Raw genomic sequence first — 25,523 nt, 5'->3', positions numbered from 1 at the left:
TCCCGAAATCTTTCCCGCAAGGAGCCACCATGTCGCAGGAACCGACCCACAGCCAGGATCAGACGGCCCATCTCCATGCGCTCGGCACGGGCAAGCTGCCCACGCCGCAGGGCGGGCCCAGCGTGGCCCTGCTGGAAGCCTTCCCCAACCGCTTCCCGCACAGGCCGTACGTCATCAGCATCAGTTTCCCCGAATTCACGTCCCTCTGTCCCGTGACCGGACAGCCGGACATGGGCACCATCAGCGTGGAATACGTTCCCGATGAGCTCTGCGTGGAGTCCAAGAGCTTCAAGCTGTACATGTTCGCTTTCCGCAATCATCAATCCTTCATGGAGACCATCACCAATACGGTGCTGGACGACCTGAGCGGCCTGCTGTCCCCCTGCTGGATCCGTGTCAAGGGGCTGTTCGCCCCGCGCGGCGCAACGCGCATCCATGTGTTCGCGGAGCAGTTCAAGCAGCTGCCGGAGCCCCGGGCGGCGCATGTGCGCGAGCTTGTGCGCGACTGGAAGAGCGAGCCCGATCCGCACCGGCCGTGACGCCGGCTGCGCGGGCGCGCGACGGCAAGAGGAGCTGATGCGGATGCGGCGACAACGATCACAGACGGCCCGGCGGCGGGCGGCGGGCGGCATGCTGTCCCAGGCGGCGGTGCTGGGCGGCTGCACGCTGCTTTCCCGTCTGCTGGGGCTGGCGCGCGATGCGGCCACGGCCTGGCTGCTGGGGGCGGGCCCCGTGGCGGATGCCCTGACGGCGGCCATGCGCCTGCCGCATATCCTGCGGCGCATGCTGGCCGAGGGCTCCCTGTCCATGAGCCTTACGGTCCGTCTGGCGGGGCGTGACGATGCGGAGGAGGCGGCGGCCGTGCTCCGGGCGCTGGCCTGGCGGCTGGGGCTCGTGCTGCTGGCCGCGTGCCTCGTCGCGGGCGCGCTGTCGGTCCCTTGCATGCGGCTGCTCGCACCGGGGCTCGACGCGGCGGAGGCGACGCTTGCCGGCCGGCTGCTGTGCGCCTGCCTGCCCTATGTTCCGGCGGCGGGGCTGGCGGCGCTCTGCATGGCGGTGCTGCATGCGCGCGAGCGTTTCCTCGTCCCGGCGCTTTCGCCTGTCCTTTTCAATCTCTGCGTGCTGGCGGCGGCCCTGCTGGCCGTGTGCTGCGGGGCGGACATGCGGCAGACGGCCCTTGCCCTGGCGCTGGGCATGAGCGGCGGGGGCTGCGCCCAGTGGCTGTTGCAACAGGTCGGCGTGGCCCGTCTGCTGCGCCGGCGGCGCAGGCCGCGGCCGGCACGCCGCGCCGCGTTGCCCCCGGGTGAGGCCTGGGGGCTGCTGCGTCAGCTCCCGGCCGGTGCGCTGGCCGCGTCGGCCCCGCAACTGGGCATGCTGGCGGCCATGTGGCCCGCTTCACTGGCCGGCGAGGGGAACATGGCCGCCCTGTATTATGCCGAACGTCTGCTGGAACTGCCGCTGGGACTGGTGGGGGCCTGCCTGAGCATGGCGGCGCTGCCGCGGCTGGGACGGCTGGCGCGTGCGGGCCGCTGGCGGAATTTTGTCCTTGTGCGGGATGCGTCCTTGCGCTGGGCCATACGCCTCTCCCTGCCGGCGGCGGCGGGGCTGGCGGCCGTGGCCGGGCCGCTGGTGGACTGCCTGCTGGGGCATGGCGCTTTTGACGCAAATGCGGTACGATCGACGGCGTGGGCCGTCCTCGCCTATGTTCCCTCCCTGCCGGCCTGTGCCGTGAGCCGTTGTCTGCTGGCGGGCAGCCAGGCCGTCGGGCAGCGTCGTCGGGCCGCCTTGACGGGAGTGCTCGTGCCGTTGCTGACCCTTGGCGCGGGCCTGCTGCTGATACGGGAGGTGGAAGGCCCGCTGCGCGGTGCGGGAGCCGCGGCGGCGGCAAGTCTCGCCCTCTGGGTGCAGGCCGGGGCGTTGTGGCATATGGGGCGGCATGCGGCCGCGCCCCGCGACGGGTGGTGGCGGGCGCTGCGCTTCTGTGGCGCGCAGGCCGTGGCCGCCGTTCTGGTGGGGCTGGCGGCGGGGACGGCATGTCTGCTGACGGCGGGGCTGCCCTCCTGGGGGCGTCTTGCGCTGTCCGTGACGGCGGGGCTGCTGGTCTGGCCGCCGGCGCTGCTGCTCGTGCGCGACCGGGATATATGCCGGCTGGGGCGGCGGCTCCTGCGGCGACAAGGATGAGTCAAGAGTTTTTGCTATGAGCGAACGAAGGAAATGGCGGCGTCTGGCGGCCCTCGGCATCTGGGGGGCGGGCGTTCTGCTGCTGGCGTTGCAGGTCGTCTGGGGCGTATCCGCCGTGACGCGGGAGGTGGAGAGCCGCCTGATCAGCGAGGCCGGCCGGGCCGCCGCGCAGGTGGCGGGACTGCTGAGCCAGCCCGCCTGGGAAATGGACGAGCTGGCCGTGCGCACCGTGATTATGAGCGTCATGGAGGACGCGCGCATCTACGGCATCATGGTGCAGACCCGGCAGGGATTTTTTGACGGCATGCGCCGCAACTACCAGTGGGAGCCTGTGCCGTGGGATGACGAGATCACCGAGCATGCGGTGCAGGGCATGAGCCAGCTCAGCATGGAAGGGCAGTTCATCGGCAAGGTGGAGGTCTACCTCTCCCGGCGCGAGGCGGCGGCCGAGATCAGGGCCGGGCGTGACCGGGAATTCTGGAAGGGTGCGCTCTGGCTGGTCTATCTGACGGCATCTCTGCTGTGCCTGTACGGCTACTGGGGGGATCTGGCCCATGCCCGGCGCTGGGCGCATGCCCGCTGGCGGCAGTTGCGCGGCGCGGATGCCGCCGCGACGGAGGAGAGCGCCGCCCCGTCGCCCCGCGCGACGCCCATCCGGCTGGGGTTGAGCCCTGTGGACGACGATGCGGCGACGGCGGGAAGCGGCCCCGCCGCCATGCCGGAGGAAGAGGGGCCCGTGGTCATCAGCGCCGATCTGGGGCGGAGCTACCAGCGCACGCATCCCGAAAGCTGGCGCGTGACGGCCGGGCTGTTCCGCCAGACCTTCGAGCGTGGCCCGCGGGTCCTGACCCGGCTCTATGAGGAAAACGAACTGGCCGGACTGTGCCGCCTGGGGCAGACCCTGGAAAAGGCCGCTCCCTGCCTGGGGGCGGAGCGTCTGTCGGAAACGGCCCGGGCCATGCAGACGGCGCTTAATGATCCGCAATGCGAGACACAGGCCACGGCCGTGGAGAATTGTTCCGTGGCCCTGCGCGAGGTGCTGACGGCGCTTGGCACGCCGCAAAACGTGAAGTGAGGCTGCTATGGGTTTTTTCTCTGCTGTGAAGAAGTTGTTCGGCGGCGGCGCCGCCCCGGAAACGGCGACGCCCGAGGCCCCCGCCGCGCAGCCGGCCCCGTCCGTCCCGTCCCCGTCCGTCCCGGATCAGGCCGGGGCTGAACCTGCCGGACATGCCGCCGCTGTGGAGAAGGCTGCCGTAGCGCCTGCCGCTCCCGCTGCCGGTCCTGTCGCGGAAATGCCCGCCGAAATGTCCGGCGAGCCGGCTGCCGGGCAGACGGCGGCACAGGCGGCGGAACAGGCTCCTGCCGCCGGGATGTCCGCCGCGCCGGCCCCCGCCGCCGTCAGCGCGGACAGCCCGGAAGCGCAGGCCCTCACCCTGCGCCTGCGGCAGGCCGAGCCGCGCCTTTCCGCCTGGCTGGACATCGTCCTGGACGGTGTGGAAACGGCCGACGACCTCCTGTGGCGGCGGCTGACCTTCCTGCTGTCGGCCCTGGAAACGCCCGCGGCGGAAGCGGACGCCTTCGTGGAGGATTTCCGGCAGTGGGCCCGGCGCATGGACTACCGTTATGTGGCCGACTTCCGTTCCGAGCTGCAATACCGGCTGGCGCTGGCGCTGGACATGGAGGATGAAGAGGACGAGCGCAGCCGCCTCTTCCTCAAGATCAGCCAGGGCCTGAGCCGTACGCGGGAGCAGTTCTCCCGCGGACTGAACGCCCTGTTCGCCTCGCACGGCGAGCTGGACGACGCCTTCTGGGAAGAGCTGGAGGAGCTCTTCATCATGGCCGATCTGGGCTATGAACCCGCCCTTGCGCTGGTGGAGCGCCTGCGCGAACGGGCCCGCAGGGAAGGGGTCACCAGCGCCGCCGACGTGCGCGGCCTGCTCATGCACGAACTGTCGGACATCTTCCAGGCCCCGCGGCGCATCGCGGCCGTCAATCCGCCGGAAGTGGTGCTCTTCATCGGCGTCAACGGCGTAGGCAAGACCACCACCATAGCCAAGCTGGCCCACCGGGCCCGCATGCAGGGCAAGACGGTGATGATCGCCGCGGCCGACACCTTCCGGGCGGCGGCCATCGAACAGCTTCAGGTCTGGGCCGAGCGCGTGGGCGCGCTCTTCCATTCCCGGGCCGCCGGTTCCGATCCGGCCTCCGTGGCGTACGAGGCGATGGACAGGGCGCTCAGGGAAGGGGTGGATATCCTCTTCGTGGATACGGCGGGCCGTCTGCAGACCAAGGTCAACCTCATGGAAGAGCTGACCAAGATCCGCCAGGTCATCGGCAAGAAACATCCCGGCGCGCCCCACCGTACCGTGCTGGTCATCGACGCGACCACCGGTCAGAATGCCCTCTCGCAGGCCAGGCTGTTCCGGGAGGCGGCGGGCGTGGACGAGCTCATCCTCACCAAGCTGGACGGAACGGCCAAGGGCGGGGTGGCCATCGCCGTGGCCATGCAGGAGCACCTTCCCATATCCTTTGTGGGCCTTGGGGAAAAGCTGGAGGATCTGCGCCCCTTCAACGGCGAGGATTATGCCCGGGCGCTGCTCGGCGAGAGCGGACCGGCGGGCGGGCGGCGTGACGCATAGGGCCGCCTGTCTGTGCGCCATCGCCCGGGATGAGGCGGCGGCCGACGTGCGGGAATGGGTCTGCTACCATCTGGGCCTCGGCTTCACCCACGTCGCCCTTTACGACAACGGCAGCCGTGAGCCGCTGCGCGAGGTGCTCGCGCCCCTCGTGGCGCGGGGCGTGGTCAGCGTGACGGATTTCCCGTGGCGGGATGCCCCGCAGCTCTCCGCCTACTTCCATGCCCTGCGGCTCTGGCGCGGACGCGTGTTCTGGCTCGCCTTCTTCGACATCGACGAATTCCTCGTCCCTCTGACCGGGGCCGCGTCATGTGCCGACCCGCCGCTGAGCCGCCTGCTGCGTCCCTATGAACGCTTCGGCGGCGTGGCGCTGCACTGGATGATGATGGGCAGCGGCGGGCATCTGCGGCGTCCCCCGGGAGGGACGCTGGCCAATTACCACGAGGCGCTGGGCCTGGACGCTCACGTCAAGAGCATCGTCCGCCCGGAGGCGGTGGCCCGGCCGCTTTCGCCGCATCACTTCGCCTACCGGGAAGGGGAATTCGCGGTCAATGAAGACGGCTTCCCCGTGGCCGGGGCCTGCTCCTATCCCACGGCCCGCCATCTGCGGATCAACCATTACTACTACAAATCGCAGCAGGATTTCGAAGCCAAGATCGCGCGCGGGCTGGCGACGCCGGTTCCGGGCGGCTCACGGACGCTGGACATTTTTTATGCGGGCTGCCGTCTGCCCGCCGTACGGGATACGGCCGTACGCTCCTGGCGCAGCTTCGGCGCCGACTGGGCCCGTCAGGCCGGCTGGGACTACCCGGGAGCGGCGACATCCGGCGAAGCGAAAACGTCCCCCCTCCGGCTGAGCCACTGCCGGGATATGGCGGCTCTGCGCCAGCTGTGGCGGCAGATCGAGGAGCTGTGCCGCCGGGGCGTGGACGAGGCGGTCGTCCTGCCGCTGCGCCGGCGTCTGTGGGAGCAGCTGTGCCGGCTCTACGCGGAACGGGGCGAGACGGACACGGCCCGTTCCGCCGCGGCCTTCTGGCGCGAGCAGACCGGCTGTGCCGCCGGCGCGGGAGGCGCAGGCGGTGTCGTTGCAGAAAAGGCTTGACCTTTTTGGTCGCGAAGGATATGAATCAGTCCTGCCCCGACAAAGGGGCAAATCCCTGGACGGCAGGGAAGGGCAGATCGAGTCTGTCCTGCTGTATCTCCCCGCAAGGGGAGACTTTGACATGTGCAGGCGTTACCAGATGCCGGACAATGTCGAGCCGTTCCAGCCCGATCACGGATCCCGTCACTCCGCGTGGCGACCCGGGGCTGTAAAGGTAGGGGTGAGCACACCCCATTTGGTGACCCTGCGGGACCTCCTCGCTGCTCCTTTCTGGAGCGGCAGGCATGGGCGACGCCGGGGAGCATCACACGGATGATGCGGCGTGCCCATGCGTCCACACTCCTCCGAATTCCGGGAAACCGGTTCTGTGATGTGCGCTGCTCAAGCGCTCTCCCTCGTCGAAAGCCCTACGATGTCCGCCGGGTAGGCGGCCCATCGGGCCATTGGTATGGCTCGTTGTACAGTTGTGAAGGAACCTGCGTTGCACCCAACCGGCGCAGGATGTTTTTTCAAACGGAGTAGGCAACATGACGACAGTTGGCAGCGATCGCATTCGGATCAAGCTCAAGGCCTACGACTTCCGCATCCTGGACAAGGCTGTTGCGGAGATCGTGGACACGGCGCGCAATACCGGTGCCGGTGTGGCGGGACCCATCCCCCTGCCCACCAACATCCATAAATATACCATCCAGCGTTCCGTGCATGTGGACAAGAAGTCCCGCGAGCAGTTTGAAATGCGTATCCACAAACGGCTTATGGATATTCTTGAACCCACGCAGCAGACCGTCGACGCCCTTGGCAAGCTTTCCCTGCCCGCCGGCGTGGACGTGGAAATCAAGCTCTAGTGAGAGGCAGTCATGGCTGAGAAAATGGGAATTTTGGGTCGCAAGCTTGGCATGACCCGTATTTTCGCCGGTGACGGCGCCGCTGTGCCCGTTACCGTGATACAGGCTGGCCCCTGCCCCGTCACCCAGGTGAAAACGGTGGAGAAGGATGGTTACAACGCGTTGCAAATCGCGCTGACCGAAGCCAAGGAAAAGCACGTCGGCAAGGCCATGCGCGGCCATTTCGCCAAGGCGGGCACGGGTCTGTACCGGCATCTGCGCGAGATCCGTCTGGAAGGCGTCCCGGAAATGGAAGCCGGCCAGCAGCTCACCGTGGAGATGTTCGCCGCCGGCGACAAGGTGAAAGTGACCGGCACGAGCCTCGGCAAGGGCTATCAGGGCCGGATGCGCCGCTGGAACTTTGCCGGTTCCAAGGATACGCACGGCTGCGAAAAGGTGCACCGCAACAACGGCTCCATCGGTAACAACACCTTCCCCGGCCACGTCTTCAAGGGCCGCAAGATGGCCGGCCACTGGGGCAACGAAACCGTGACGGAAATGGGCCTTATGATTGTTGACGTGCGTCCCGAGGATAACGTCATCCTGGTCAAAGGTTCCGTGCCCGGCCCCAAGAACGGGCTGGTGCTGATCCGCAAGCAGTAGGAGAAGCAGCATGGCTACCATGACAGTTTTTGACCAGAACAAGGTGAAGGCCGGCGAAGTGACCCTGGCCCCCGAAGTGTTTGAAGTGGAGGCCCGCCCCGAGATCCTCAATCTCGTGGTGCGCGCCCAGATGGCCGCCAAACGCGCCGGCACGCATCAGACCAAGACCCGCGCCTTCGTTTCCGGCGGCGGCAACAAGCCCTGGAAGCAGAAGGGTACCGGTCGGGCCCGTTCCGGCTCCAACCGTTCGCCCATCTGGCGCGGCGGGGCCATCGTGTTCGGCCCCCAGCTCCGGGACTACAGTTTCAAGGTGAACAGCAAGGTGCGCGCGCTGGCGCTCAAGATGGCGCTCTCCAGCCGTCTGGCCGCCGAAAATCTTCTGGTGGTCAAGGCCATCGAGCTGCCGGAAGCCAAGACCAAGCACTTTGCCAAGGTGGCTGACACCCTGGGCCTCACCAAGGCGCTCATCGTGACCCCCGAGGTCGATGAGGCGCTGTGCCGCTCGGCCCGCAACATCCCCGGCCTGACGCTGACCACTCCCGACCGCCTGAGCGTGCTGGAAGTGCTGCGCCACAAACAGCTCGTGCTGCTGGAAGGCGCCGTCAGCCCCGTGCAGGCCCGCTTCGAGAAGAAAGGGGCGTAGTCATGGAATATACTCAGGTTCTTATCAGGCCCCTGCTGACTGAAAAGACGACCCTGCTCAAGGATACGTCCAACCAGGTGGCTTTTTACGTCCATCCCCGCGCCAACAAGCTGGAAATCCAGCAGGCCGTGGAAAAGGCGTTCAATGTGAAAGTGGAATCCGTCAACGTGGTTCGCAAGGCGCCCTCCGACCGTGCGCGTCAGGGCCGCGTGGTGGGCCGCAAGCCCGGCTACAAGAAAGCCTATGTGACGCTGCGTCAGGGCGATAAAATCGAGTTCTTCGAGGGAGTGTAACCATGGCTGTCCGCAAGCTGAAACCGACCTCCGCGGGGCGCCGTTTCCAGACGGTTTCCGATTTTGAGGAAATCACCCGCTCCACTCCGGAGAAGTCGCTGACCGTGGGCCTGACCAAGAAGGCCGGCCGCAACAATCGTGGCCGCGTGACCAGCCGCCGTCGCGGCGGCGGCGTCAAGCGTCTGTACCGCATCATCGATTTCAAGCGCAACAAGACCGGCATCCAGGCCACTGTGGCGCATATCGAATATGACCCCAACCGCACCGCCCGTATCGCCCTGCTGCATTACGCCGACGGTGAAAAGCGCTACATCATCGCGCCGGTGGGGCTCAATCAGGGCGATGTGATCATCGCCGGCGAAGGGGCGGACATCAAGCCCGGCAACGCCATGCAGATGTCACGCATCCCCGTGGGTACGGTCATCCACAACGTGGAACTCTACCCCGGCAAGGGCGGTCAGCTCTGCCGCGCCGCCGGGACCTATGCCCAGCTCATCGCCAAGGAAGGCAAGTACGCCCTGCTGCGCCTGCCCTCCGGCGAAGTGCGCAAGGTGCTTGCCGCCTGCGTGGCGACCGTGGGCCAGGTGGGCAACATCCAGCATGAGAACATCTCGCTGGGCAAGGCCGGTCGTAACCGCTGGCTCGGCCGCCGTCCCAAGGTGCGCGGCGTGGCCATGAACCCCATCGACCATCCCCTGGGCGGTGGCGAAGGCCGCAGCTCCGGTGGTCGTCATCCCGTGTCGCCCTGGGGTATGCCTGCCAAGGGCTTCAAGACCCGCGACCGCAACAAGGCGTCCTCGCGTCTTATCATCAAGCGCCGCGGCCAGAAGTAGGAGTAGCACATGCCCAGATCGCTGAAAAAAGGGCCGTTCATTGACGGCCATCTGATGAAGAAGGTCGAAACCGCCGTGGCCAACAATGACCGCCGCGTCGTCAAGACCTGGTCGCGCCGCTCGACCATCCTGCCCGAAATGGTGGGGCTGACCTTTGCGGTGCACAATGGCAAGAAGTTCGTGCCGGTGTTCGTGACCGAAAACATGGTGGGCCATAAGCTGGGCGAATTTTCGCCCACCCGCACCTTCCACGGTCATGCTGCCGACAAAAAGGCCAAGGCCGGCAAGAAGTAGGGTAGGGATATGGAATCGAAAGCTATCGCAAAGTTCCAGCGGGTGTCGCCCCGCAAGACCCGTCTTGTGGCCAAGAACGTACAGGGCCGCGGTGTGGAGGAAGCGCTCAACATCCTGCGTTTCACCCCCAACAAGCCCGCGGGCGTGCTGCTCAACGTGCTCAAGAGCGCGCTGGCCAACGCCTCCCAGCTTGGCGGCGTGAATGTGGACGCCATGGTGGTCAAGGAAGTCATCGTGAACGAAGGCCCGACCTGGAAGCGCTTCATGCCCCGCGCTCAGGGTCGCGCCACCAAGATTCACAAGCGTACCAGTCACGTTACCGTCATACTCGCAGAAGGGCAGGAATAGGCTATGGGTCAGAAAGTACATCCGTTTGGCTTCCGGCTTGGGTACAACAAGAACTGGCAGTCCCGCTGGTTCAGCAAGAAGGAATACCCCGCCTTCGTCTACGAGGACAGCAAGATTCGCGCCTTCGTCAAGAAGCTCCTCTATCATGCGGGCCTGGCGAAGATCGAGATCGAACGCGCCGGCGGCAAGGTGCGCCTGATCCTTTCCACGGCTCGTCCCGGCATCGTCATCGGCCGCAAGGGCGTGGAGATCGAAAAGCTGCGTAACGACCTGCGCCACAAGTTCGGTCGCGAATTCTCGCTGGAAGTGAATGAGATCCGCCGTCCCGAGATCGAGGCGCAGCTGGTGGCCGAAAACATCGCCCAGCAGCTGGAACGCCGCGTGGCCTTCCGCCGCGCCATGAAGCGCACGGTGACCATGGCCCGCAAGTTCGGCGGCGAAGGCATCAAGGTGACCTGCGCCGGCCGTCTGGCCGGTGCGGAGATCGCCCGTACCGAATGGTATCGTGATGGCCGCGTGCCCTTGCAGACCCTGCGCGCCGACATCGACTACGGCTTTGCCGAAGCGCGCACCACCTACGGCATCATTGGCGTCAAGGTGTGGATCTACAAGGGTGAAATCCTTGACAAAGAGGTTGATCAGTAATGCTCGCGCCCAAGAAAGTAAAATTCCGTAAATGGCAGAAGGGTCGTCTGCGCGGCCTCGCCTCCCGTGGCGCCACCATTGCCTTTGGCGATATCGGCCTCAAGGCCGTGCAGCACGGCCAGCTCTCCAGCCAGCAGATCGAAGCCGCCCGTATTGCCATGATGCGTCACATCAAGCGTGGCGGCAAGGTGTGGATCCGCGTCTTCCCCGACCGTCCCGTGACCGCCAAGCCTCTGGAAACCCGTCAGGGTTCCGGTAAGGGTGCTCCGGTGGGCTGGTGCGCGCCGGTCAAGCCCGGTCGCGTCCTGTATGAAATCAAGGGCGTCAGCCTTGAGCTGGCCCGCGAGGCTCTGACCCGCGCCGCCCACAAACTGCCCGTGAAGACCATTATTGTGGTGAGGGAGGGGCTGTAATGGCTGCCAAGAAGACCGATAAGAAGGCCAACACGCTCAAGGCTGCCGATCTGCGCAAGCTGAGCGCCGAGGAACTGCGTTCCAAGCTGGCCGAAGAGCGCGAGGCTCTGATGACGGCTCGTTTCAAGCATGCCACCGCGCAGCTTGAAAAGACCTCCGAGCTCAAGGCGACCCGCCGTCTGGTGGCGCGCATTTCCACCGTACTGAACGAAAAGGACTAGAGGGCTGAACCATGCAAGCTCTGGAAGATCGCAAGGGCAGAACGCTTACCGGCATCGTGGTCAGCGACAAGAACGACAAGACCATTGTCGTGCGCGTTGAAACGCTGGTGAAGCATCCTCTGCTCAAGAAGTATGTGAGGCGCCGCAAGAAGTTCACGGCTCATGATCCCATGAACGAATGCGGTATGGGTGACAAGGTCAAAATCGTGGAGTTCCGTCCCATGTCGCGCAACAAGCGCTGGCATCTGGTCTCCATCATTGAAAAGGCTGTGTAAGGGTAATCGCCATGATCCAGGTAGAATCTACGCTTCAGGTTGCCGACAACTCCGGCGCCAAAAAGGTGGCCTGCATCAAGGTGCTCGGCGGTTCTCACCGTCGTTACGCTTCCGTGGGCGACATCATCGTGGTGTCCGTCAAGGAAGCCATGCCTCACAGCAAGGTCAAGAAGGGTGACGTGATGAAGGCCGTCATCGTGCGCACCGCCAAGGAAGTGCGTCGTATGGACGGCAGCTACATCAAGTTCGACGGCAACGCCGCCGTGCTGCTCTCCAACCAGGGCGAACCCGTGGGGACCCGCATCTTCGGCCCCGTGGCCCGCGAGCTGCGCGCCGCCAACTTCATGAAGATCATTTCCCTTGCTCCGGAAGTGCTGTAGGAGATGACTATGAAAGCGTATCGCATCCGCAAGGACGACAAGGTGATGGTCATCACCGGCAAGGACAAGGGCAAGGTCGGCAAGGTGCTGAAGATCCTCAAGAAGAAGGATCGTGTGCTGGTGGAAAAGGTGAATATGGCCAAGCGCCACATGCGCCCCAACCCCTACGCGCAGCAGCCCGGCGGCATCGTGGAGAAGGAGATGCCCATCCACGTCTCCAATGTGATGGTTGTCTGCTCGGCGTGCGCCAAGCCGACCCGCGTGGGCTACAAGTACATTGAGTCCGAGGGCAAAACCAAGAAAGTGCGCTTCTGCAAAGAGTGCAACGAAGTCATGGAATAAGGTGATACGATGACCCGCCTTGAAAAGATTTATCGGGAGAAGGTGATTCCGGTACTGCAGAAGGAGTTCAATTACAGCTCCCCCATGCAACTGCCCGGGGTTCAGAAAATCTCTCTGAATATCGGTCTGGGCGCCGCCAGCCAGAACAACAAGCTGATGGAAGAGGCCGTGGCCGAACTGACCGCCATTGCCGGACAGAAGGCCGTGGTGACGCGCGCCAAGAAGTCCATCGCTTCCTTCAAGCTGCGTGAAGGCATGCCCATCGGTGCTCGCGTCACCCTGCGCAAGGATCGCATGTGGGACTTTCTGGACAAGCTGATGAACTTTGCCCTGCCCCGCGTGCGCGACTTCCGCGGCATCCCGGATCGTGGCTTCGACGGTCGCGGCAACTTCACCCTCGGCATCAAGGAGCACACCATCTTCCCCGAACTGGAAGTGGATCGTGTGGAAAATCCCAAGGGCATGAACATCACCATTGTGACCACCGCCAGCACCGACAAGGAAGGCAAGTTCCTCCTCGATCAGCTGGGCATGCCCTTTCGCAAGTAGGAGTAAGCTATGTCGCGCACCTCTCTTGAAGTCAAAGCCCGGCGCAAGCCCAAGTTCAGCTCTCGCGCCTACAACCGCTGCCCCATCTGCGGACGTCCGCGCGCCTTCATGCGCCAGTTCGGGATCTGCCGTATCTGCTTCCGCAACATGGCCCTTCGCGGTGAGCTTCCCGGCGTACGCAAGTCGAGCTGGTAAGCATATCGCCCGTATTGACGGCAAGGGGACGGACTGGTGTCCGTCCCCTTTTTGCTGGCGTCGTTCCTGCCCGCGGGACTTGCAATTTACGCATTCATGGGGTAAAGACGACAGATTCACGTCGGGAAGTATCGGCATGGGGCCGACAACCCCGCGTGCAAAACATGTAGTCAGGAGCTATCGATGATGACAGATCCTATTGCGGATATGCTGACCCGTATCCGCAACGCACATTTGGCCCTGCACAAGGAAGTGAATGTGCCGCGCTCGAAGATGAAAGTGGCGCTTGCCGACATCCTCAAGCGGGAAGGTTACGTCGAAGACGTGGCCATGGATGAGCGGAACATCACCATCACCCTGAAGTACCTCAAGGGGAAGGCCGCCATTTCCGGCCTCAAGCGTGTGAGCACCCCCGGCCGTCGCGTGTACGTGGGCGCCCATCACATCCCCAAGGTGCAGAACGGCCTCGGCATTTGCATTCTGTCCACGTCCAGCGGCGTGCTGGACGGCATGACCGCCCATGAAAAGAAGGTGGGCGGCGAACTTCTGTGTGAAATCTGGTAGGCGGTGCACCATGTCTCGTATTGGAAAACAGCCTATTGCCGTGCCGAACGGCGTTGAAGTGAAGATCGGCACGGATGTTGTGGAAGTGAAGGGACCCAAGGGCGCCGTCAGCACCCCTGTGTGCAGCCTGCTCAACTATGAACTCGCCGACGGGCATGTGGTCATCACCCGCCGCGAGGAGACCCGCCAGTGCCGCGCCCAGCACGGCCTGCGCCGCACCCTTCTTGCCAACTGCATCGAAGGCGTCACCAAGGGCTTCTCCAAGTCCCTTGAAGTCGTGGGCGTCGGCTATCGTGTGGCCGTCAAGGGCAATATGGTCGAACTCTCCGTGGGCTATTCCCACCCGGTCATCGTGGAGCTGCCCGAGGGCATCAAGGCCAGCGCCGAAGGTCAGGTGCTGACGCTCACCGGCATCAACAAGGAACTCGTGGGCGAAATGGCGGCCAAGATTCGCCGCATCCGCAAGCCTGAACCCTACAAGGGCAAGGGCATCAAGTACACCACCGAGATCATCCGCCGCAAGGTCGGTAAGTCCGGCGGCAAGAAGTAGGTAGGGGGCGCACATGAAACTTTCCAAGAATGAATCCCGTCAGCGCCGCAAGATCCGCATCCGCAAGAAGGTCAACGGCACCCCGGACCGTCCGCGTCTGGTGGTCTACCGTTCCAATATGCACATCTATGCGCAGATCGTGAACGACATCGAAGGCGCGACCCTTGTTTCCGCCTCCACCCTGCAGCTTGCCAAGACCGAAGCCGGCGTGCACTGCAATCTTGAAGGCGCCACCAAGGTCGGCAAGGAGATCGCCCGTCTGGCCAAGGAAAAGAATATCAGCCAGGTGGTGTTCGATCGCAACGGTTACCTTTACCACGGCCGCGTGAAAGCCGTGGCAGACGGCGCGCGCGAAGGCGGCCTGGAGTTCTAATATGCGTGAAAATACCGAAACCCCGATGAACGAACTGGGTGAAATCGAAAAGATCGTTGCCCTGAATCGCGTGGCCAAGGTCGTCAAGGGCGGTCGCCGTTTCAGCTTCAGCGCGCTTGTGGTCGTCGGCGACGGCAAGGGCGGCGTGGGCTTTGGCCTGGGCAAGGCGCAGGAAGTGCCTGAAGCTCTGCGCAAGGCCACCGAGCGCGCCCGCAAGAGCCGCGTACAGATCCCGCTGGTGGACGGGACGCTGCCGTATGAAGTGCTGGCCCGCTTTGGCGCCGGCCGCGTCATGCTCAAGCCCGCCTCCGAAGGTACCGGCATCATCGCCGGCGGCGCCGTCCGCGCCGTCATGGAAGCCGTGGGCGTGCGCGACGTGCTCGCCAAGGCCATCGGCACCAACAACCCTCACAACGTGCTGCGGGCCACCATGCAGGGCCTTGTCTCCCTGCGGAGCGCTGACGAAGTCTCCGAGCTGCGCGGCAAGAAGCTGGAAGCCCCGAGGAAGTAGTCATGGCGGAAATCAAGGTCAAACTCGTGCGTTCGCGCATCGGCAGCACCCCTGCGCAGCGCAAGCTGTTGGATTCCCTTGGCCTCAAGCGTCGCGAAAAGGTCAGGACGTTCCAGGACACCCCGGCTATCCGGGGCATCATCTCCAAAGTTTCGCACCTGGTGGCTGTGGTCGACTAACCGCGGCGCCGGAGGAGTATAGATCATGCAGTTGCACAATCTCTTTCCCTTCCCGGAAGAGCGCAAAACCCGCCGTCGCGTCGGCCGTGGCGCCGGTTCCGGCCTTGGCTGCACCGCGGGCAAGGGCCACAAGGGGCAGAATGCCCGTGCCGGCGGCGGTGTCCGCCCCGGTTTCGAAGGCGGTCAGATGCCCTTGCAGCGTCGTCTTCCCAAGCACGGCTTCAAGAACTTCCTGTTCAAGGTGACGTATGACGTCATCAACCTTGACCGCCTGCTGGAAGCCTTTGCCGGCAAGAGCGAGATCACGCTTGACGACATCTACGCCCGCGGCCTCGCCCGCATGGGCGCGCCTGTGAAGGTGCTCTCCCGTGGCGAAGTCTGCGTGGCCGTCAAGGTGCAGGCGCACAAGTTCAGCCAGGCCGCCGCGGAAAAGATCCGCAACGCCGGAGGCGAAGTCAGCGAGCTTGAAGCGGCCCCGGCGAGCAACTAAGTAACCAGTCCGACCGCAGGCATGTGCCGTGCCGCCGTACCGTGAGGCCGGCGGCAGGCGTGTGCCGTGTGCGGGAGCAAAAAGAACGAGTATTGCATGGCATCTGGAACCGTGAACAACATGGACGGGCAGCGTTCGCTCGTCAAACGTCTCGGCTGGACGTTCCTGCTTCTGTGTTGCTACCGCATCGGCGTTCATGTGCCGGTGCCCGGCGTCAACACCGAAGCCCTCAAGGCCTATATCGACAGCATGCAGGGAACGCTTTTCGGCATGTTCGACATGTTTTCGGGCGGTGCGCTGTCCAACGTGTCGGTGTTTGCCCTGGGCGTCATGCCGTATATCTCGGCGTCGATCATCATGCAGCTCCTGCAGGTGGTCAGCCCTGACATCAAGCGCATGGCCAAGGAAGAAGGGCAGGCCGGCAGGCGCAAGATCACGCAGTATACCCGCTACCTCACGGTGCTCATCACCCTTGTGCAGGGCCTGGGCATCGCCGTGGGGCTTGAAGCCATGCGCAGTCCTACCGGTTCGTCCATCGTTCTGGATCCGGGCTGGCAGTTCCGCATGTTGACGATGGTGACCTTCACCACTGGTTCCATGCTGGTCATGTGGTTCGGCGAACAGATCACCGAGCGCGGCATCGGCAACGGCATCTCGCTGATCATCTTCTGTGGCATCGTCGTGGGCATACCGCGCGGGATCATACAGTCCATCGAGCTGATCAGTTCGGGGAGCATGTCCATCTTCGTGGCGGTAGCCGTGGTGCTGCTCATGGCGGTGGTGCTGGCGGCCATCGTCTTCATCGAGACCGCGCAGCGCCGCATACCGGTGAGCTACGCCAAGCGTCAGATAGGCCGCAAGATGTTCGGCGGGCAGAATACACATCTGCCGTTGCGCCTCAACACGGCCGGCGTCATCCCGCCCATCTTCGCCTCGTCGCTGCTCCTGTTCCCGGCAACGGTCGGACAGTTCGCCACCAATGAATATGTCAAGCGTGTCGCCGACTTCTTTGCGCCGCACACGATCATGTACAACGTCATCTATGTGGCCCTGATCTTCTTCTTCTGCTACTTCTATACGGCCATCATCTTTGATCCCAAGGACATGGCCGAGAACCTGAAGAAGAACGGTGGCTTCATCCCGGGCATCCGTCCCGGTGAGAAGACGCAGGAATACATCGATACGGTGCTTTCGCGTCTCACCCTTTCGGGCGGCGTGTATATCTCCATCGTGTCTGTCCTGCCCATGCTCATGTACAGCTGGTTCAACGTGCCGTTCTACTTTGGCGGCACCAGCCTGCTCATCCTTGTGGGCGTGGCTATGGACTTCCGTAATCAGATCGAGTCGCATATGATCTCCACGCAATACCAGGGCCTCATGAACAAGGCTCGCAAGGCCGGAAGACTGTAGGCCAAGGATAGTTTCATGAAGAAATACCAGGGCGCATTCATCAAGAATGACCGTGAAATCGCCTGCCTTCGCGAGGCGAACCGCATGGTTGCCAATATTCTTGACGCCATCGGGGATGCTGTTGCTCCCGGGGTGCCGACCATGCGCTTTGAGGAGATCGCGCGCGACATGTGCGCGAGCTACAAGGTGAAGCCGGCCTTTCTCGGTTACTGCGGCTACCCCTATGCCACCTGCTGTTCCGTCAATGAGCAGGTTGTTCACGGATTCCCCTCCCCGCGGCTGCTTGAGGAAGGCGACATCGTGAGCGTGGATATGGGCGTGGTGTACGAGGGCTTTGTGGGCGATGCCGCCCGCACGTTCCCTGTCGGCCAGGTGAGCCCCGAAGCCCACCGCCTCATGCAGGTTACTGAGGAAAGCCTCTATGTGGGCATCGAGCAGGCCCGCGCGGGCAACGATGTCTATGCCATCGGCGCGGCTGTCCAGGCCTATGTCGAGGCGGCCGGCTTCAATGTGGTGCGTCGTTTCGTCGGCCACGGGGTCGGCGCGAAGATGCACGAAAAACCGGAAGTGCCCAACTTCAAGCCGGGCATGCGGGGACTTACCCTCCAGAACGGCATGGTGATCGCCATTGAACCCATGGTGACCATCGGTACCTATGAAGTGGACATTCTGGATGACGACTGGACTGCGGTGACCCGTGACGGCAAATGGGCTGCGCATTTTGAGCACAGTGTCGCCATCACGCATGACGGACCGCGCATCCTGAGCATTTCGGATCGTGGTCTCAACCGGCAGACCATTGGTAGTTGACAGTCGAACAAAAGATGGATAAAGGTTTCTGTTCCTGCCGCCCCATCCTGGGGGAGGAGCAGCCCACTGGCCCGGATTTCCGGCCGGGATCGCGGCAAGCAAATTCGGGCTTGCAAGGCGTGGCCTTGCCGCCAATTGGAGACGTGTTATGAAAGTCAGACCTTCCGTCAAGAAAATATGCCCCAAGTGCAAAGTGATCCGGCGCAAGGGCGTTCTTCGAGTTATCTGCGAAAACCCCCGGCATAAGCAGCGCCAGGGCTAGGCAGGAGACGTACTGTGGCGAGAATTGCAGGTGTTGATTTGCCGCGCGGCAAACGGGTGGACATTGCTCTCACCTATATTTATGGCATTGGCCGCACGACGGCCCTCAAGATCCTCGACACCACGGGTGTCAACTGGGAACGCAATATCGACGATCTTTCTGCCGATGAAGTGAACGAGATCCGTAAGGAACTCGAACAGAACTACAAGGTAGAAGGCGACCTTCGCCGTGAGATTTCCAGCAATATCAAGCGCCTTATGGACATTGGCTGCTACCGGGGCCTCCGCCATCGTCGCGGTTTGCCCGTGCACGGTCAGCGTACCCACACCAACGCCCGCACCCGCAAGGGGCCGCGTCGTGGTGCTGTGGGCAAGAAAAAGTAACGATGCTTCGCGCAAACGAGATTGAGGGATAGCAGTCATGGCCAGACCCAAGAAAGCGGTCAAGAAAAGGGAAAAGAAGAACATTCCTGTGGGCATCGCCCACATCCAGGCTTCTTTCAACAATACCATCATTACGTTTACCGATACCCGTGGCAACGCTGTGAGCTGGGCTTCTTCCGGCCAGAGCGGCTTCAAGGGGTCGCGTAAGTCCACCCCCTTCGCCGCTCAGGTGGCAGCCGAAACCGCGGCCCGCAAGGCTCAGGAAAACGGCATGCGCACCGTGGGCGTGTATGTGAAGGGTCCCGGCTCCGGTCGTGAAGCCGCCATGCGTGCCATTGCCGCCGTCGGTTTCCGTGTGGCTTTCATTCGTGACGTGACGCCCATCCCGCACAACGGATGCCGGCCGCCCAAGCGCCGTCGCGTCTAGTTGCGGAACGCTTCAGCTACAAGAGGATTGATTCATGGCCAAATATACCGAAGCCAAATGTCGCATCTGTCGTCGCGAGGGCTGCAAGCTGTTCCTCAAGGGCGACCGTTGCTTCACTGATAAATGTGCTCAGGATCGTCGTCCCTATGCGCCCGGTCAGCATGGCCGCGCTCGCAAGAAGGTGAGCGAATATGCGGTGCAGCTGCGTGAAAAGCAGAAGACACGCCGTACCTACGGCATCCTGGAACGGCAGTTCCGCGGCTACTTTGAAAAGGCCGAAATGCAGAAGGGCGTGACCGGTACCAACCTGCTGGTCATCCTTGAACGCCGGCTGGACAATGTGGTCTACCGCATGGGCTTTGCCAATTCCCGCAACCAGGCGCGTCAGCTCGTCCGCCACGGCATCTTTACCCTGAACGGGCGCAAGGTGAACATCCCTTCCCTTCAGGTGCGTGTGGGCGACACGGTGGAAGTGCCCGAAAAGAACCGCAAGATTCCCGTGATCGCCGAGGCTCAGGAAGTGCTGGCGCGTCGCGGCTGCCCCACCTGGCTGGAAGCCGATGGCGCGGCGTTCAAGGGGACGGTGAAAGCCCTGCCGCAGCGCGATGACATCCAGTTCCCGGTCAACGAACAGCTGATCGTCGAACTTTACTCGAAATAAGGCGGGTGAGCCATGCTTAACAAACAGGGCGAACGCCTCATCAATTCGCGTAACTGGAACGAGCTGGTCAAGCCTGATCAGATCGTGCGCGAGGATGAGACGGCCAGCAGCTCCCACGGCAAGTTCGTGTGCGAGCCGCTGGAGCGCGGATACGGCACAACTATTGGCAACGCCATGCGTCGCGTGCTGCTGGCCTCCCTTCAGGGGGCAGCCTTTGTCTCTGCGAAGATCTCCGGAGTGCAGCACGAATTCACGACCATTCACGGCGTGCTTGAGGATGTGACCGATCTTGTGCTCAACCTCAAGCAGGTGCGCCTGCGCATGGATACCGATGAACCGCAGCGCCTGACGCTCCGCGTGGATCGCAAGGGTGCGGTGACGGCTGCCGACATTCAGGAAAATCAGCACGTCACCGTGCTGAACCCCGAACAGCACATTGCGACCCTCACCGAGGACATCACGCTCGAGATGGAACTTGAGGTGCGTATGGGCAAGGGCTATGTCCCTGCCGACATGCATGAGGGGCTTGCCGACGAGATCGGGCTGATCAAGCTGGATTCGAGCTTTTCGCCGGTGCGCAAGGTTGCCTATACGGTGGAGCAGGCCCGTGTTGGTCAGATGACCAACTACGACCGACTCATTCTTGAAGTTTGGACGGATGGCTCTCTCACCCCTGAAGATGCCATTGCCTACAGCGCCAAGATCATCAAGGATCAGATCTCCGTTTTCATCAACTTCGATGAGCGGATTTCCGGCGATTGCCATTCCGGCAGCAGCGATAGCGGCGAGCTGAATGAGCATCTCTTCAAAAACATTGATGATCTCGAACTCTCCGTGCGCGCGACCAACTGTTTGCGCAGCGCCAATATCTCCCTTGTGGGCGAGCTGGTGCAGCGCAGCGAGTCCGACATGCTCAAGACCAAGAACTTCGGCCGCAAGTCGCTTGACGAGATCAAGAGCGTGCTGATCGACATGGGCCTTGACTTCGGCATGCGCGTTGACGGTTTCGAGAAGAAATACCAGGAATGGAAAAGGAAGCAGCAAAATGAGGCATAGCAATTCCGGCAGAAAACTTTCGCGTACGCCGTCGCACCGTAAGGCTCTGCTCCACAATCTCGCCAAGGCGCTCCTTCTTCATGGCCGCATTCGTACCACGGAAATGAAGGCCAAGGAGCTGCGCGGCGTGGTGGAGCCCCTGATCACGCTGGCCAAGCGCAATGACCTGCATGCTCGCCGTCAGGCTTACCGTGTGCTTTGCAACCATGCGCTTGTGCAGCATCTCTTTGATGAGATCGGCCCCAAGTTCGCCGGCGTGCCCGGCGGCTACACCCGTATCATGAAACTGGCCATGCCCCGCAAGGGTGACAACGCCCCCATGGCGATCATTGAACTGACCCGCCTTGAAGCGGCTGCTGCCGCTCCTGAAGCGGTGGCTGCCGAAGCTTAGGCGAGTCGCAGTGCATGTATGACCACAAGGGGCCGTCAGGCCCCTTTTTTTATGGAGAAGGCGCATGAAGCTTCTGGAAAAGGCCAGAGCTGCCGGCTGAGCCGCCAAGGTTGCTCCAGAGGCTCTGGAGCGTATCCTTTCCACGGTTGTGGCGTCTCTGCCCGCTGAGCTTGAGTCCAGGGTACTGGCCGGCCGGGCGCGCAACGAGGATGCTGTGGTGGTCAGTCTGCCTCCGGGCAAGGCGCTGGTGCAGACGGTGGACGTGCTTGCACCCGTCGTGAACGATGCGCGGGCCTTTGGCCGCATTGCTGCCGCCAATGCCCTGTCCGATGTGTACGCTCTGGGTGGCGAGCCGTGGTCGGCCATGAACATTTGCTGTTTCCCCACCTGCCTGCTCGGCGACGATCCGGACGAGATCCTTGCCGGCATCCTGAGGGGCGGGCTGGAGGCGCTTGTGGAAGCTGGTGCGGTGCTGGCGGGTGGGCATTCCGTCCAGGATGATGAACTCAAGTTCGGTCTTGCCGTGAGCGGACTCATCGACCCGGCGCACATTGCCGTCAATTCCGGGCTGCGCCCCGGGCAACGGCTGATCTTGACCAAACCCATCGGCACGGGCGTGCTGTCAACCGCGCTCAAAGCGTGCTGGGATGGCTGGGAAGAGGCGGAAGCGGCACTTTGCCGCTGGTGCGGGCGCCTGAACAAGGCGGGGGGACGCCTGATCGCCACGCATCGCCTGAGTGCCGCAACGGACATCACCGGCTTCGGGTTGGGAGGACACCTGCTGGAAATGGCACGCGCTTCAGAGGTCTGTGTGGCCGTGGATACGGAGAACGTGCCTCTGCTGCCGCAGGCGCTTGAGTATGCCCGTCTTGGGTTCATCCCCTCGGGCAGCCATGCCAACCGCCTGTACTGCGCGGCCGCCACCGAGCATGCCGCCCCACTCGATGAAGCGCTGGAAAGCCTGATCTTCGACGCACAGACCTCGGGGGGGCTCGTGCTGGCAGTGCCGCCCGATCTTGTCGAGCAGGTCAGCGCCGAGCTCCTTGCCGCCGGCGACCTGGCGGCGGATATTGGGGAAGTGTTGCCTTCGCGATCGCCCACGGGCAGCCTGTTGTTGCGCTGAACCACCTTGCGAGCCCTCTCCCTCTGTGCTAGAGGTGAGGGGCAAGGCGAGAGTGGCGGAACTGGTAGACGCACTGGACTTAGAATCCAGCGGTTCATCCGTGGGGGTTCAATTCCCCCCTCTCGCACCAAAGCCAATAATCCCTTATGGTTACTTCCCAATAATAGCCCCCCGAAGGTTGCATGTCACCCCACATTGGGTTGCGCTGCAATAATCTTCGGGGGGCTATCATATTCACTTCCTGTTTATCCCTCTAACCTTTCGTTTTCACAGAACTTTTTGCCCATCCTCAGCCCCCGTTCCGCTTGCGGGGAATTCCCTGTTTGCGGCAAATGAGGAAACAACCAATTATTCCAGTCAAATAGCGTCTATTTGCGTGCCTTGATTGTGGCGTATCCTCTCCCGTGTACGTCAGCGGTCGGCGGGCGTGGGGGTGGAAAGCAGCTTGGCGGCGGCCCGCAAGTCCTCCGGTGAGAAGTGGGCATAGCGGGCCGTCGTCTGGATTGTGGTATGCCCCATCCATTCCTTGATAAGCGTCAATGACAACCCGGCCTGTGAAAGCCGTGTGGCGCAGGTATGACGCAGCATATGCGGCACGAACTGCGGGTCATCATCCATCCCCATATGGTGGCGAATAATGGCCCAGGGGCGGCGCAGCCACTCATTGCCGCAGCCCGGAAAGAGCCGGTCGGTATCATGCGGGCAGGCCGCAAGGCGTCGGGCAATGATGGGCCGGAGCTTTTCCACCAGCGGGATGGTGCGCGGATGGTGGTTCTTGGTCTTCCAGGCCGTGAGCGTGCCACGCTCAAGGTCAATGTCGCGGCGCTCAAGACGCCACAATTCGCCGCAGCGAAAGCCCGTATAGAGCAGGCAAAGCACGGCGTCCTCAACGTCAGGCAGGGCAAGGCGTTCCAGAATAATGGTTAGCCGGGCCTCCTCTTCGCAGGACAGGAAGCGGACGCGGTGCTCCCCTTCGCTGCGGCGGGGCATTTTTGGCAGGACGGCCAGCTTGCCGCGTTCGTGTGCCGTGCGGAGGATGCGGGAAAGGCAGGACAGTTTACGGTTGATGGTGGCCCCGCTGTTGCCCTTGTCCGCCTGGCAATGGCGGATGAAGGCGTCTATGCCGTCAGTTGTGATGCTCTCAATGGGCGTTGACGGGCCAAAGAAAGCCACCAGGCTGCGGCAGTTGTGACATACGGTGTCATACGATGCCGTGCCCTGCCAGACGGCTTCCTTGGTACGCTCTATGGCCGTGGCAAGCGTCCAGTGACCGCGCCTGCCTGTTTCCTTCTGAATGACTTCCACAAGTTCGGCACGGGCCTTTACAGCGGCCCTGAGCGTCTTTGCCGTCTTTGTAAGGCGCTTGCCGTTGATTGACACATCTACGATGTAACCGCGCTTGTAAGGCCGTATGCCGCGCGGCAGGGCGTTACTGTCATTGCTCATCTGTCGTACGCCGATGTTGTACTGTGGATATGAGAAAGGCCGCCTCTTGTGATGGGAGGCGGCCTTGTGTGCTGGTGAGAGTTGTTCGACTGGTTGTCAGCAGTGGCAAAAGACGTATCCGTTGTCGGTCATGAAGTAATCAGGCATGAAGAGGTCACGGGCAAAGGCTTCATAATCGAAATAGCGGGAAAGCAGTTCATCCGCATGGTCAAGTATTCCCATCCCGTTTATCAGCTCTTCGGCGTATGCCTCTTCGCTTTCATAGCGGCCGCAGAAAGCATCTTGGAAAGTCTCCATAGCCTCTTCCGTCACTTCCGATATGTCAGTAGACCTTTCATGCCACAGCCATTCCGCGAAGGCTTCAGGATCGTCGAGGCTTTCCAGCAGTTCGTGGGCTTCCCAGATGTTGGATATGCTATCTTGTTCGCCTATGCGGAGGCCATAGAAGCCCTCATAGTCGTGTATAGCTATCTCTTCCGAGGGCAGTCCGGTAGCCTTCGCGGTAGGGGACGTGGCAAGCATGGAGTTGATAGCTTCCCATATCTCATCAACCGAAGAAAAATTATCAAGGGTCAGCCAGACTCCATGCAGGATACCGCCGTTATAGTCGGAAAGGGAAGCTACGTATATGCGATTGTGTTCCGTGCTCATTTTCTGTTCCTTTTGCTTTTCTTTTCTAGTCGCTTTCTCGCAGATTGCCATAGCCGCTACGCTTCCATCTACAACTTTGGAGTCTTTGCGTGTAGAAGGTGTCAAAGCAGCCACACTTACGCTCTACATCGTAGTATGCCTCACGAGACACGCGCTTGCCGTCGACATACCAGCGCACGGCATGGCCGTTATCGTCGACGATATAGGAAAGTACATAGTTAATCATAGTCGTACTCCTTTCTTTTCTCAGTATGTCAAGTCCGTTCGTTCGTACATGCTATACACTCCTGATAGTGAGCGCTTTACACGTCCAGACGGAAGACAGAGAACCGAAAAATCTGCAAAGCGCGTCAGTCTGTCGTATGTCTCCCAGTAAGTTTCTTCCGACACGCGCTTGCCGTTTATGGAGTAGCGTGGTCGCTTCCCTTCTATTGTCTCTGTACGTACAAGGTAACATTGTGGCATAGCTTCACTCCATCACAAGAGCATAAAAAAGGCCGCCATACAGAACGGCGGCCAAAAGGACAATGTTTGCGGCGATACTTGCCAGCCCATGCGGCTTCATGACGTCTTCCTACAGATTCGCGGACAGTGAAAACTTGGCCGTACTGGTCAAGATAAAGCAAAAAAGACCATTCATATTTCACCTCCGGCAAGTTCTAAGAGAATGGCATCTACAGCCCTATCTTTTTCTTCGCACGTCACCTTGTGCGGGCAGTCGGTAGGGCAGGCGGGCAGATGGTCAAGAATGACGGGGCAGGTAAGTAGTGCAGTAAGGTAGGATTGTAAAACCTCTTGTGCTGTCATGATATGGTACTCCTCTTAGCAGATACGCAAAAAGCCCGCCTAGGCGGAACCTAAGCGGGCTTGGGGTTGGGTGTTTTGTTGGATGCGGCTACTTTATATGTCCTGTCTTATGCAGAACAAGCAACGCACAGAAGATGATAAAGCCCCCTATGCCAACAGCGATATAAGCACTCATTTTCTACCCCCTTTCGTGGACAACGTAAGACCATGCAAAAAGGCCCCAAGGAAAATCAAAAAGACTCCCACAATACAGCCCCATTGCCAGTTAGGCCCGGCAAAAACAGCCGTCGCAGACATTGCCGCGCCTGTTGTCATGAAAGCATTTGACCAGTATTTCAGCATATTTTCTCCTATTCATAAGGTTGTTTTTTTCCTTTCCTTTGTCAAGGTTCCGTAAGTTCCCTATGGACGGCGGCAGGCGGTTCCGTGGCGGCTGCACAAGGTAGGATTGTAAAACCTCTTGTGCTGTCATGACGGCTACTCCAATTCAAGTTTTTAGATACGCAAAAAGCCCGCCTAGGGGCTGTTTCTAAAAAAGCTGGACATCTTGAATGACTCCTGCTTTCCTGTTTGTTATGAGCAGACATGACAT

The 25,523-nt window shown here is 62.0% G+C and carries 39 protein-coding genes and 1 tRNA gene; 36 read left to right on the top strand and 4 right to left on the bottom strand.

The features are described from left to right. The first annotated feature begins 29 nt into the window (after positions 1–29). The 36 genes from queF (at position 30) to Q0J54_RS06545 (ending at position 22,157) form a co-directional block, all read left to right on the top strand. Positions 30–539 (top strand): preQ(1) synthase, encoded by a 510-nt coding sequence (queF, locus tag Q0J54_RS06720; protein ID WP_296304693.1) that lies wholly within the window; start codon positions 30–32, stop codon positions 537–539. 43 nt (positions 540–582) lie between these two features. Next, positions 583–2,181: a murein biosynthesis integral membrane protein MurJ gene (gene murJ, locus Q0J54_RS06715; protein ID WP_296304692.1), complete on the top strand. Its 1,599-nt coding sequence runs from the start codon at positions 583–585 to the stop codon at positions 2,179–2,181. A 16-nt stretch (positions 2,182–2,197) separates the two neighbouring features. Then, on the top strand, positions 2,198–3,256 hold the full coding sequence (locus tag Q0J54_RS06710) for a hypothetical protein (protein ID WP_296304691.1): 1,059 nt from the start codon (positions 2,198–2,200) through the stop codon (positions 3,254–3,256). Between the two features lie 7 nt (positions 3,257–3,263). Further along, positions 3,264–4,820, top strand: a complete 1,557-nt coding sequence (gene ftsY / locus Q0J54_RS06705) for a signal recognition particle-docking protein FtsY (RefSeq protein WP_296304690.1) — start codon at positions 3,264–3,266, stop codon at positions 4,818–4,820. After that, positions 4,810–5,919, top strand: a complete 1,110-nt coding sequence (locus Q0J54_RS06700; RefSeq protein WP_296304689.1) for a glycosyltransferase family 92 protein — start codon at positions 4,810–4,812, stop codon at positions 5,917–5,919. Before ftsY ends, Q0J54_RS06700 begins: the two co-directional genes overlap by 11 nt. A gap of 527 nt (positions 5,920–6,446) precedes the next feature. Next, a complete protein-coding gene (gene rpsJ, locus Q0J54_RS06695; protein WP_296304688.1) occupies positions 6,447–6,764 on the top strand; it encodes a 30S ribosomal protein S10 in 318 nt (105 codons plus the stop codon). A gap of 12 nt (positions 6,765–6,776) precedes the next feature. After that, positions 6,777–7,406, top strand: a complete 630-nt coding sequence (gene rplC, locus Q0J54_RS06690; RefSeq protein ID WP_296304687.1) for a 50S ribosomal protein L3 — start codon at positions 6,777–6,779, stop codon at positions 7,404–7,406. 10 nt (positions 7,407–7,416) lie between these two features. Then, positions 7,417–8,049 carry a 50S ribosomal protein L4 gene (gene rplD / locus Q0J54_RS06685; RefSeq protein ID WP_296304686.1) on the top strand — a complete coding sequence of 211 codons (633 nt, stop codon included), beginning with the start codon at positions 7,417–7,419 and terminating at the stop codon, positions 8,047–8,049. A gap of 2 nt (positions 8,050–8,051) precedes the next feature. Then, on the top strand, positions 8,052–8,342 hold the full coding sequence (gene rplW / locus Q0J54_RS06680; protein ID WP_296304685.1) for a 50S ribosomal protein L23: 291 nt from the start codon (positions 8,052–8,054) through the stop codon (positions 8,340–8,342). 2 nt (positions 8,343–8,344) lie between these two features. After that, positions 8,345–9,175 (top strand): 50S ribosomal protein L2, encoded by an 831-nt coding sequence (rplB, locus tag Q0J54_RS06675; protein WP_296304684.1) that lies wholly within the window; start codon positions 8,345–8,347, stop codon positions 9,173–9,175. A 9-nt stretch (positions 9,176–9,184) separates the two neighbouring features. Further along, positions 9,185–9,469, top strand: a complete 285-nt coding sequence (gene rpsS / locus Q0J54_RS06670) for a 30S ribosomal protein S19 (protein ID WP_296304683.1) — start codon at positions 9,185–9,187, stop codon at positions 9,467–9,469. A gap of 9 nt (positions 9,470–9,478) precedes the next feature. Beyond that, the gene (rplV, locus tag Q0J54_RS06665; RefSeq protein ID WP_296304682.1) at positions 9,479–9,817 is read left to right on the top strand and encodes a 50S ribosomal protein L22; all 339 of its coding nucleotides are present in this window, start codon (positions 9,479–9,481) and stop codon (positions 9,815–9,817) included. Between the two features lie 3 nt (positions 9,818–9,820). Then, complete coding sequence (gene rpsC, locus Q0J54_RS06660) at positions 9,821–10,462, top strand: 30S ribosomal protein S3 (protein ID WP_296304681.1); 642 nt, start codon at positions 9,821–9,823, stop codon at positions 10,460–10,462. Beyond that, positions 10,462–10,875, top strand: coding sequence for a 50S ribosomal protein L16 (gene rplP / locus Q0J54_RS06655; RefSeq protein ID WP_296304680.1), 414 nt, complete (start codon positions 10,462–10,464; stop codon positions 10,873–10,875). Before rpsC ends, rplP begins: the two co-directional genes overlap by 1 nt. Then, positions 10,875–11,096, top strand: a complete 222-nt coding sequence (rpmC, locus tag Q0J54_RS06650) for a 50S ribosomal protein L29 (protein WP_296304679.1) — start codon at positions 10,875–10,877, stop codon at positions 11,094–11,096. Before rplP ends, rpmC begins: the two co-directional genes overlap by 1 nt. 11 nt (positions 11,097–11,107) lie before the next feature. Continuing rightward, on the top strand, positions 11,108–11,371 hold the full coding sequence (gene rpsQ / locus Q0J54_RS06645; protein WP_296304678.1) for a 30S ribosomal protein S17: 264 nt from the start codon (positions 11,108–11,110) through the stop codon (positions 11,369–11,371). 11 nt (positions 11,372–11,382) lie between these two features. After that, positions 11,383–11,751, top strand: coding sequence for a 50S ribosomal protein L14 (rplN, locus tag Q0J54_RS06640; RefSeq protein WP_006008423.1), 369 nt, complete (start codon positions 11,383–11,385; stop codon positions 11,749–11,751). A gap of 9 nt (positions 11,752–11,760) precedes the next feature. After that, positions 11,761–12,093, top strand: a complete 333-nt coding sequence (gene rplX / locus Q0J54_RS06635; RefSeq protein ID WP_296304677.1) for a 50S ribosomal protein L24 — start codon at positions 11,761–11,763, stop codon at positions 12,091–12,093. Positions 12,094–12,102: 9 nt separating this feature from the next. Then, positions 12,103–12,642 (top strand): 50S ribosomal protein L5, encoded by a 540-nt coding sequence (gene rplE, locus Q0J54_RS06630; protein WP_296304676.1) that lies wholly within the window; start codon positions 12,103–12,105, stop codon positions 12,640–12,642. 9 nt (positions 12,643–12,651) lie between these two features. Continuing rightward, entirely contained in the window at positions 12,652–12,837 is a 186-nt protein-coding gene (locus Q0J54_RS06625; protein ID WP_296304675.1) for a type Z 30S ribosomal protein S14, read from the top strand. A gap of 183 nt (positions 12,838–13,020) precedes the next feature. Next, complete coding sequence (gene rpsH / locus Q0J54_RS06620; RefSeq protein ID WP_296304674.1) at positions 13,021–13,401, top strand: 30S ribosomal protein S8; 381 nt, start codon at positions 13,021–13,023, stop codon at positions 13,399–13,401. A gap of 10 nt (positions 13,402–13,411) precedes the next feature. Then, positions 13,412–13,951 (top strand): 50S ribosomal protein L6, encoded by a 540-nt coding sequence (gene rplF, locus Q0J54_RS06615; protein WP_296304673.1) that lies wholly within the window; start codon positions 13,412–13,414, stop codon positions 13,949–13,951. 13 nt (positions 13,952–13,964) lie between these two features. Continuing rightward, the gene (gene rplR / locus Q0J54_RS06610) at positions 13,965–14,324 is read left to right on the top strand and encodes a 50S ribosomal protein L18 (protein ID WP_296304672.1); all 360 of its coding nucleotides are present in this window, start codon (positions 13,965–13,967) and stop codon (positions 14,322–14,324) included. Positions 14,325–14,349: 25 nt separating this feature from the next. Beyond that, entirely contained in the window at positions 14,350–14,835 is a 486-nt protein-coding gene (gene rpsE / locus Q0J54_RS06605) for a 30S ribosomal protein S5 (RefSeq protein ID WP_296304711.1), read from the top strand. Positions 14,836–14,837: 2 nt separating this feature from the next. Beyond that, entirely contained in the window at positions 14,838–15,014 is a 177-nt protein-coding gene (gene rpmD, locus Q0J54_RS06600) for a 50S ribosomal protein L30 (protein ID WP_296304671.1), read from the top strand. 25 nt (positions 15,015–15,039) lie between these two features. Then, entirely contained in the window at positions 15,040–15,504 is a 465-nt protein-coding gene (gene rplO / locus Q0J54_RS06595; protein WP_296304670.1) for a 50S ribosomal protein L15, read from the top strand. Positions 15,505–15,600: 96 nt separating this feature from the next. Next, positions 15,601–16,914: a preprotein translocase subunit SecY gene (gene secY, locus Q0J54_RS06590; RefSeq protein WP_296304669.1), complete on the top strand. Its 1,314-nt coding sequence runs from the start codon at positions 15,601–15,603 to the stop codon at positions 16,912–16,914. A 15-nt stretch (positions 16,915–16,929) separates the two neighbouring features. Further along, positions 16,930–17,724, top strand: a complete 795-nt coding sequence (map, locus tag Q0J54_RS06585; protein WP_296304668.1) for a type I methionyl aminopeptidase — start codon at positions 16,930–16,932, stop codon at positions 17,722–17,724. A gap of 148 nt (positions 17,725–17,872) precedes the next feature. Next, positions 17,873–17,986 carry a 50S ribosomal protein L36 gene (gene rpmJ, locus Q0J54_RS06580; protein ID WP_005027799.1) on the top strand — a complete coding sequence of 38 codons (114 nt, stop codon included), beginning with the start codon at positions 17,873–17,875 and terminating at the stop codon, positions 17,984–17,986. A 14-nt stretch (positions 17,987–18,000) separates the two neighbouring features. Continuing rightward, the gene (gene rpsM, locus Q0J54_RS06575) at positions 18,001–18,369 is read left to right on the top strand and encodes a 30S ribosomal protein S13 (RefSeq protein WP_296304667.1); all 369 of its coding nucleotides are present in this window, start codon (positions 18,001–18,003) and stop codon (positions 18,367–18,369) included. A 37-nt stretch (positions 18,370–18,406) separates the two neighbouring features. Then, positions 18,407–18,796 carry a 30S ribosomal protein S11 gene (gene rpsK / locus Q0J54_RS06570; RefSeq protein WP_296304666.1) on the top strand — a complete coding sequence of 130 codons (390 nt, stop codon included), beginning with the start codon at positions 18,407–18,409 and terminating at the stop codon, positions 18,794–18,796. Positions 18,797–18,830: 34 nt separating this feature from the next. Further along, positions 18,831–19,457, top strand: coding sequence for a 30S ribosomal protein S4 (gene rpsD, locus Q0J54_RS06565; RefSeq protein ID WP_296304665.1), 627 nt, complete (start codon positions 18,831–18,833; stop codon positions 19,455–19,457). Between the two features lie 12 nt (positions 19,458–19,469). Continuing rightward, positions 19,470–20,513 carry a DNA-directed RNA polymerase subunit alpha gene (locus Q0J54_RS06560; protein ID WP_296304664.1) on the top strand — a complete coding sequence of 348 codons (1,044 nt, stop codon included), beginning with the start codon at positions 19,470–19,472 and terminating at the stop codon, positions 20,511–20,513. Next, on the top strand, positions 20,503–20,904 hold the full coding sequence (gene rplQ, locus Q0J54_RS06555; RefSeq protein WP_296304663.1) for a 50S ribosomal protein L17: 402 nt from the start codon (positions 20,503–20,505) through the stop codon (positions 20,902–20,904). The genes Q0J54_RS06560 and rplQ overlap by 11 nt, the downstream gene beginning before the upstream one ends. 64 nt (positions 20,905–20,968) lie before the next feature. Then, complete coding sequence (gene selD, locus Q0J54_RS06550) at positions 20,969–22,027, top strand: selenide, water dikinase SelD (RefSeq protein ID WP_296304662.1); 1,059 nt, start codon at positions 20,969–20,971, stop codon at positions 22,025–22,027. Between the two features lie 46 nt (positions 22,028–22,073). Continuing rightward, positions 22,074–22,157, top strand: a tRNA-Leu gene (locus Q0J54_RS06545). A 281-nt stretch (positions 22,158–22,438) separates the two neighbouring features. Here Q0J54_RS06545 and Q0J54_RS06540 read toward each other — a convergent pair. From Q0J54_RS06540 to Q0J54_RS06525, 4 genes are all read right to left on the bottom strand, one after another. Further along, the gene (locus Q0J54_RS06540) at positions 22,439–23,473 is read right to left on the bottom strand and encodes a site-specific integrase (protein ID WP_296304661.1); all 1,035 of its coding nucleotides are present in this window, start codon (positions 23,471–23,473) and stop codon (positions 22,439–22,441) included. A gap of 96 nt (positions 23,474–23,569) precedes the next feature. Continuing rightward, the gene (locus Q0J54_RS06535) at positions 23,570–24,124 is read right to left on the bottom strand and encodes an antirestriction protein ArdA (RefSeq protein WP_296304660.1); all 555 of its coding nucleotides are present in this window, start codon (positions 24,122–24,124) and stop codon (positions 23,570–23,572) included. 25 nt (positions 24,125–24,149) lie between these two features. Continuing rightward, positions 24,150–24,350 (bottom strand): hypothetical protein, encoded by a 201-nt coding sequence (locus Q0J54_RS06530; protein WP_296304659.1) that lies wholly within the window; start codon positions 24,348–24,350, stop codon positions 24,150–24,152. Between the two features lie 752 nt (positions 24,351–25,102). Then, positions 25,103–25,273: a hypothetical protein gene (locus Q0J54_RS06525; RefSeq protein ID WP_296304658.1), complete on the bottom strand. Its 171-nt coding sequence runs from the start codon at positions 25,271–25,273 to the stop codon at positions 25,103–25,105. Positions 25,274–25,523 lie beyond the last annotated feature (250 nt).

Origin of the sequence: uncultured Desulfovibrio sp., from assembly GCF_944324935.1 — a bacterium.
Taxonomy (GTDB): Bacteria; Desulfobacterota; Desulfovibrionia; order Desulfovibrionales; family Desulfovibrionaceae; genus Desulfovibrio.
This window is presented reverse-complemented; position numbering and strand designations above follow the sequence as displayed.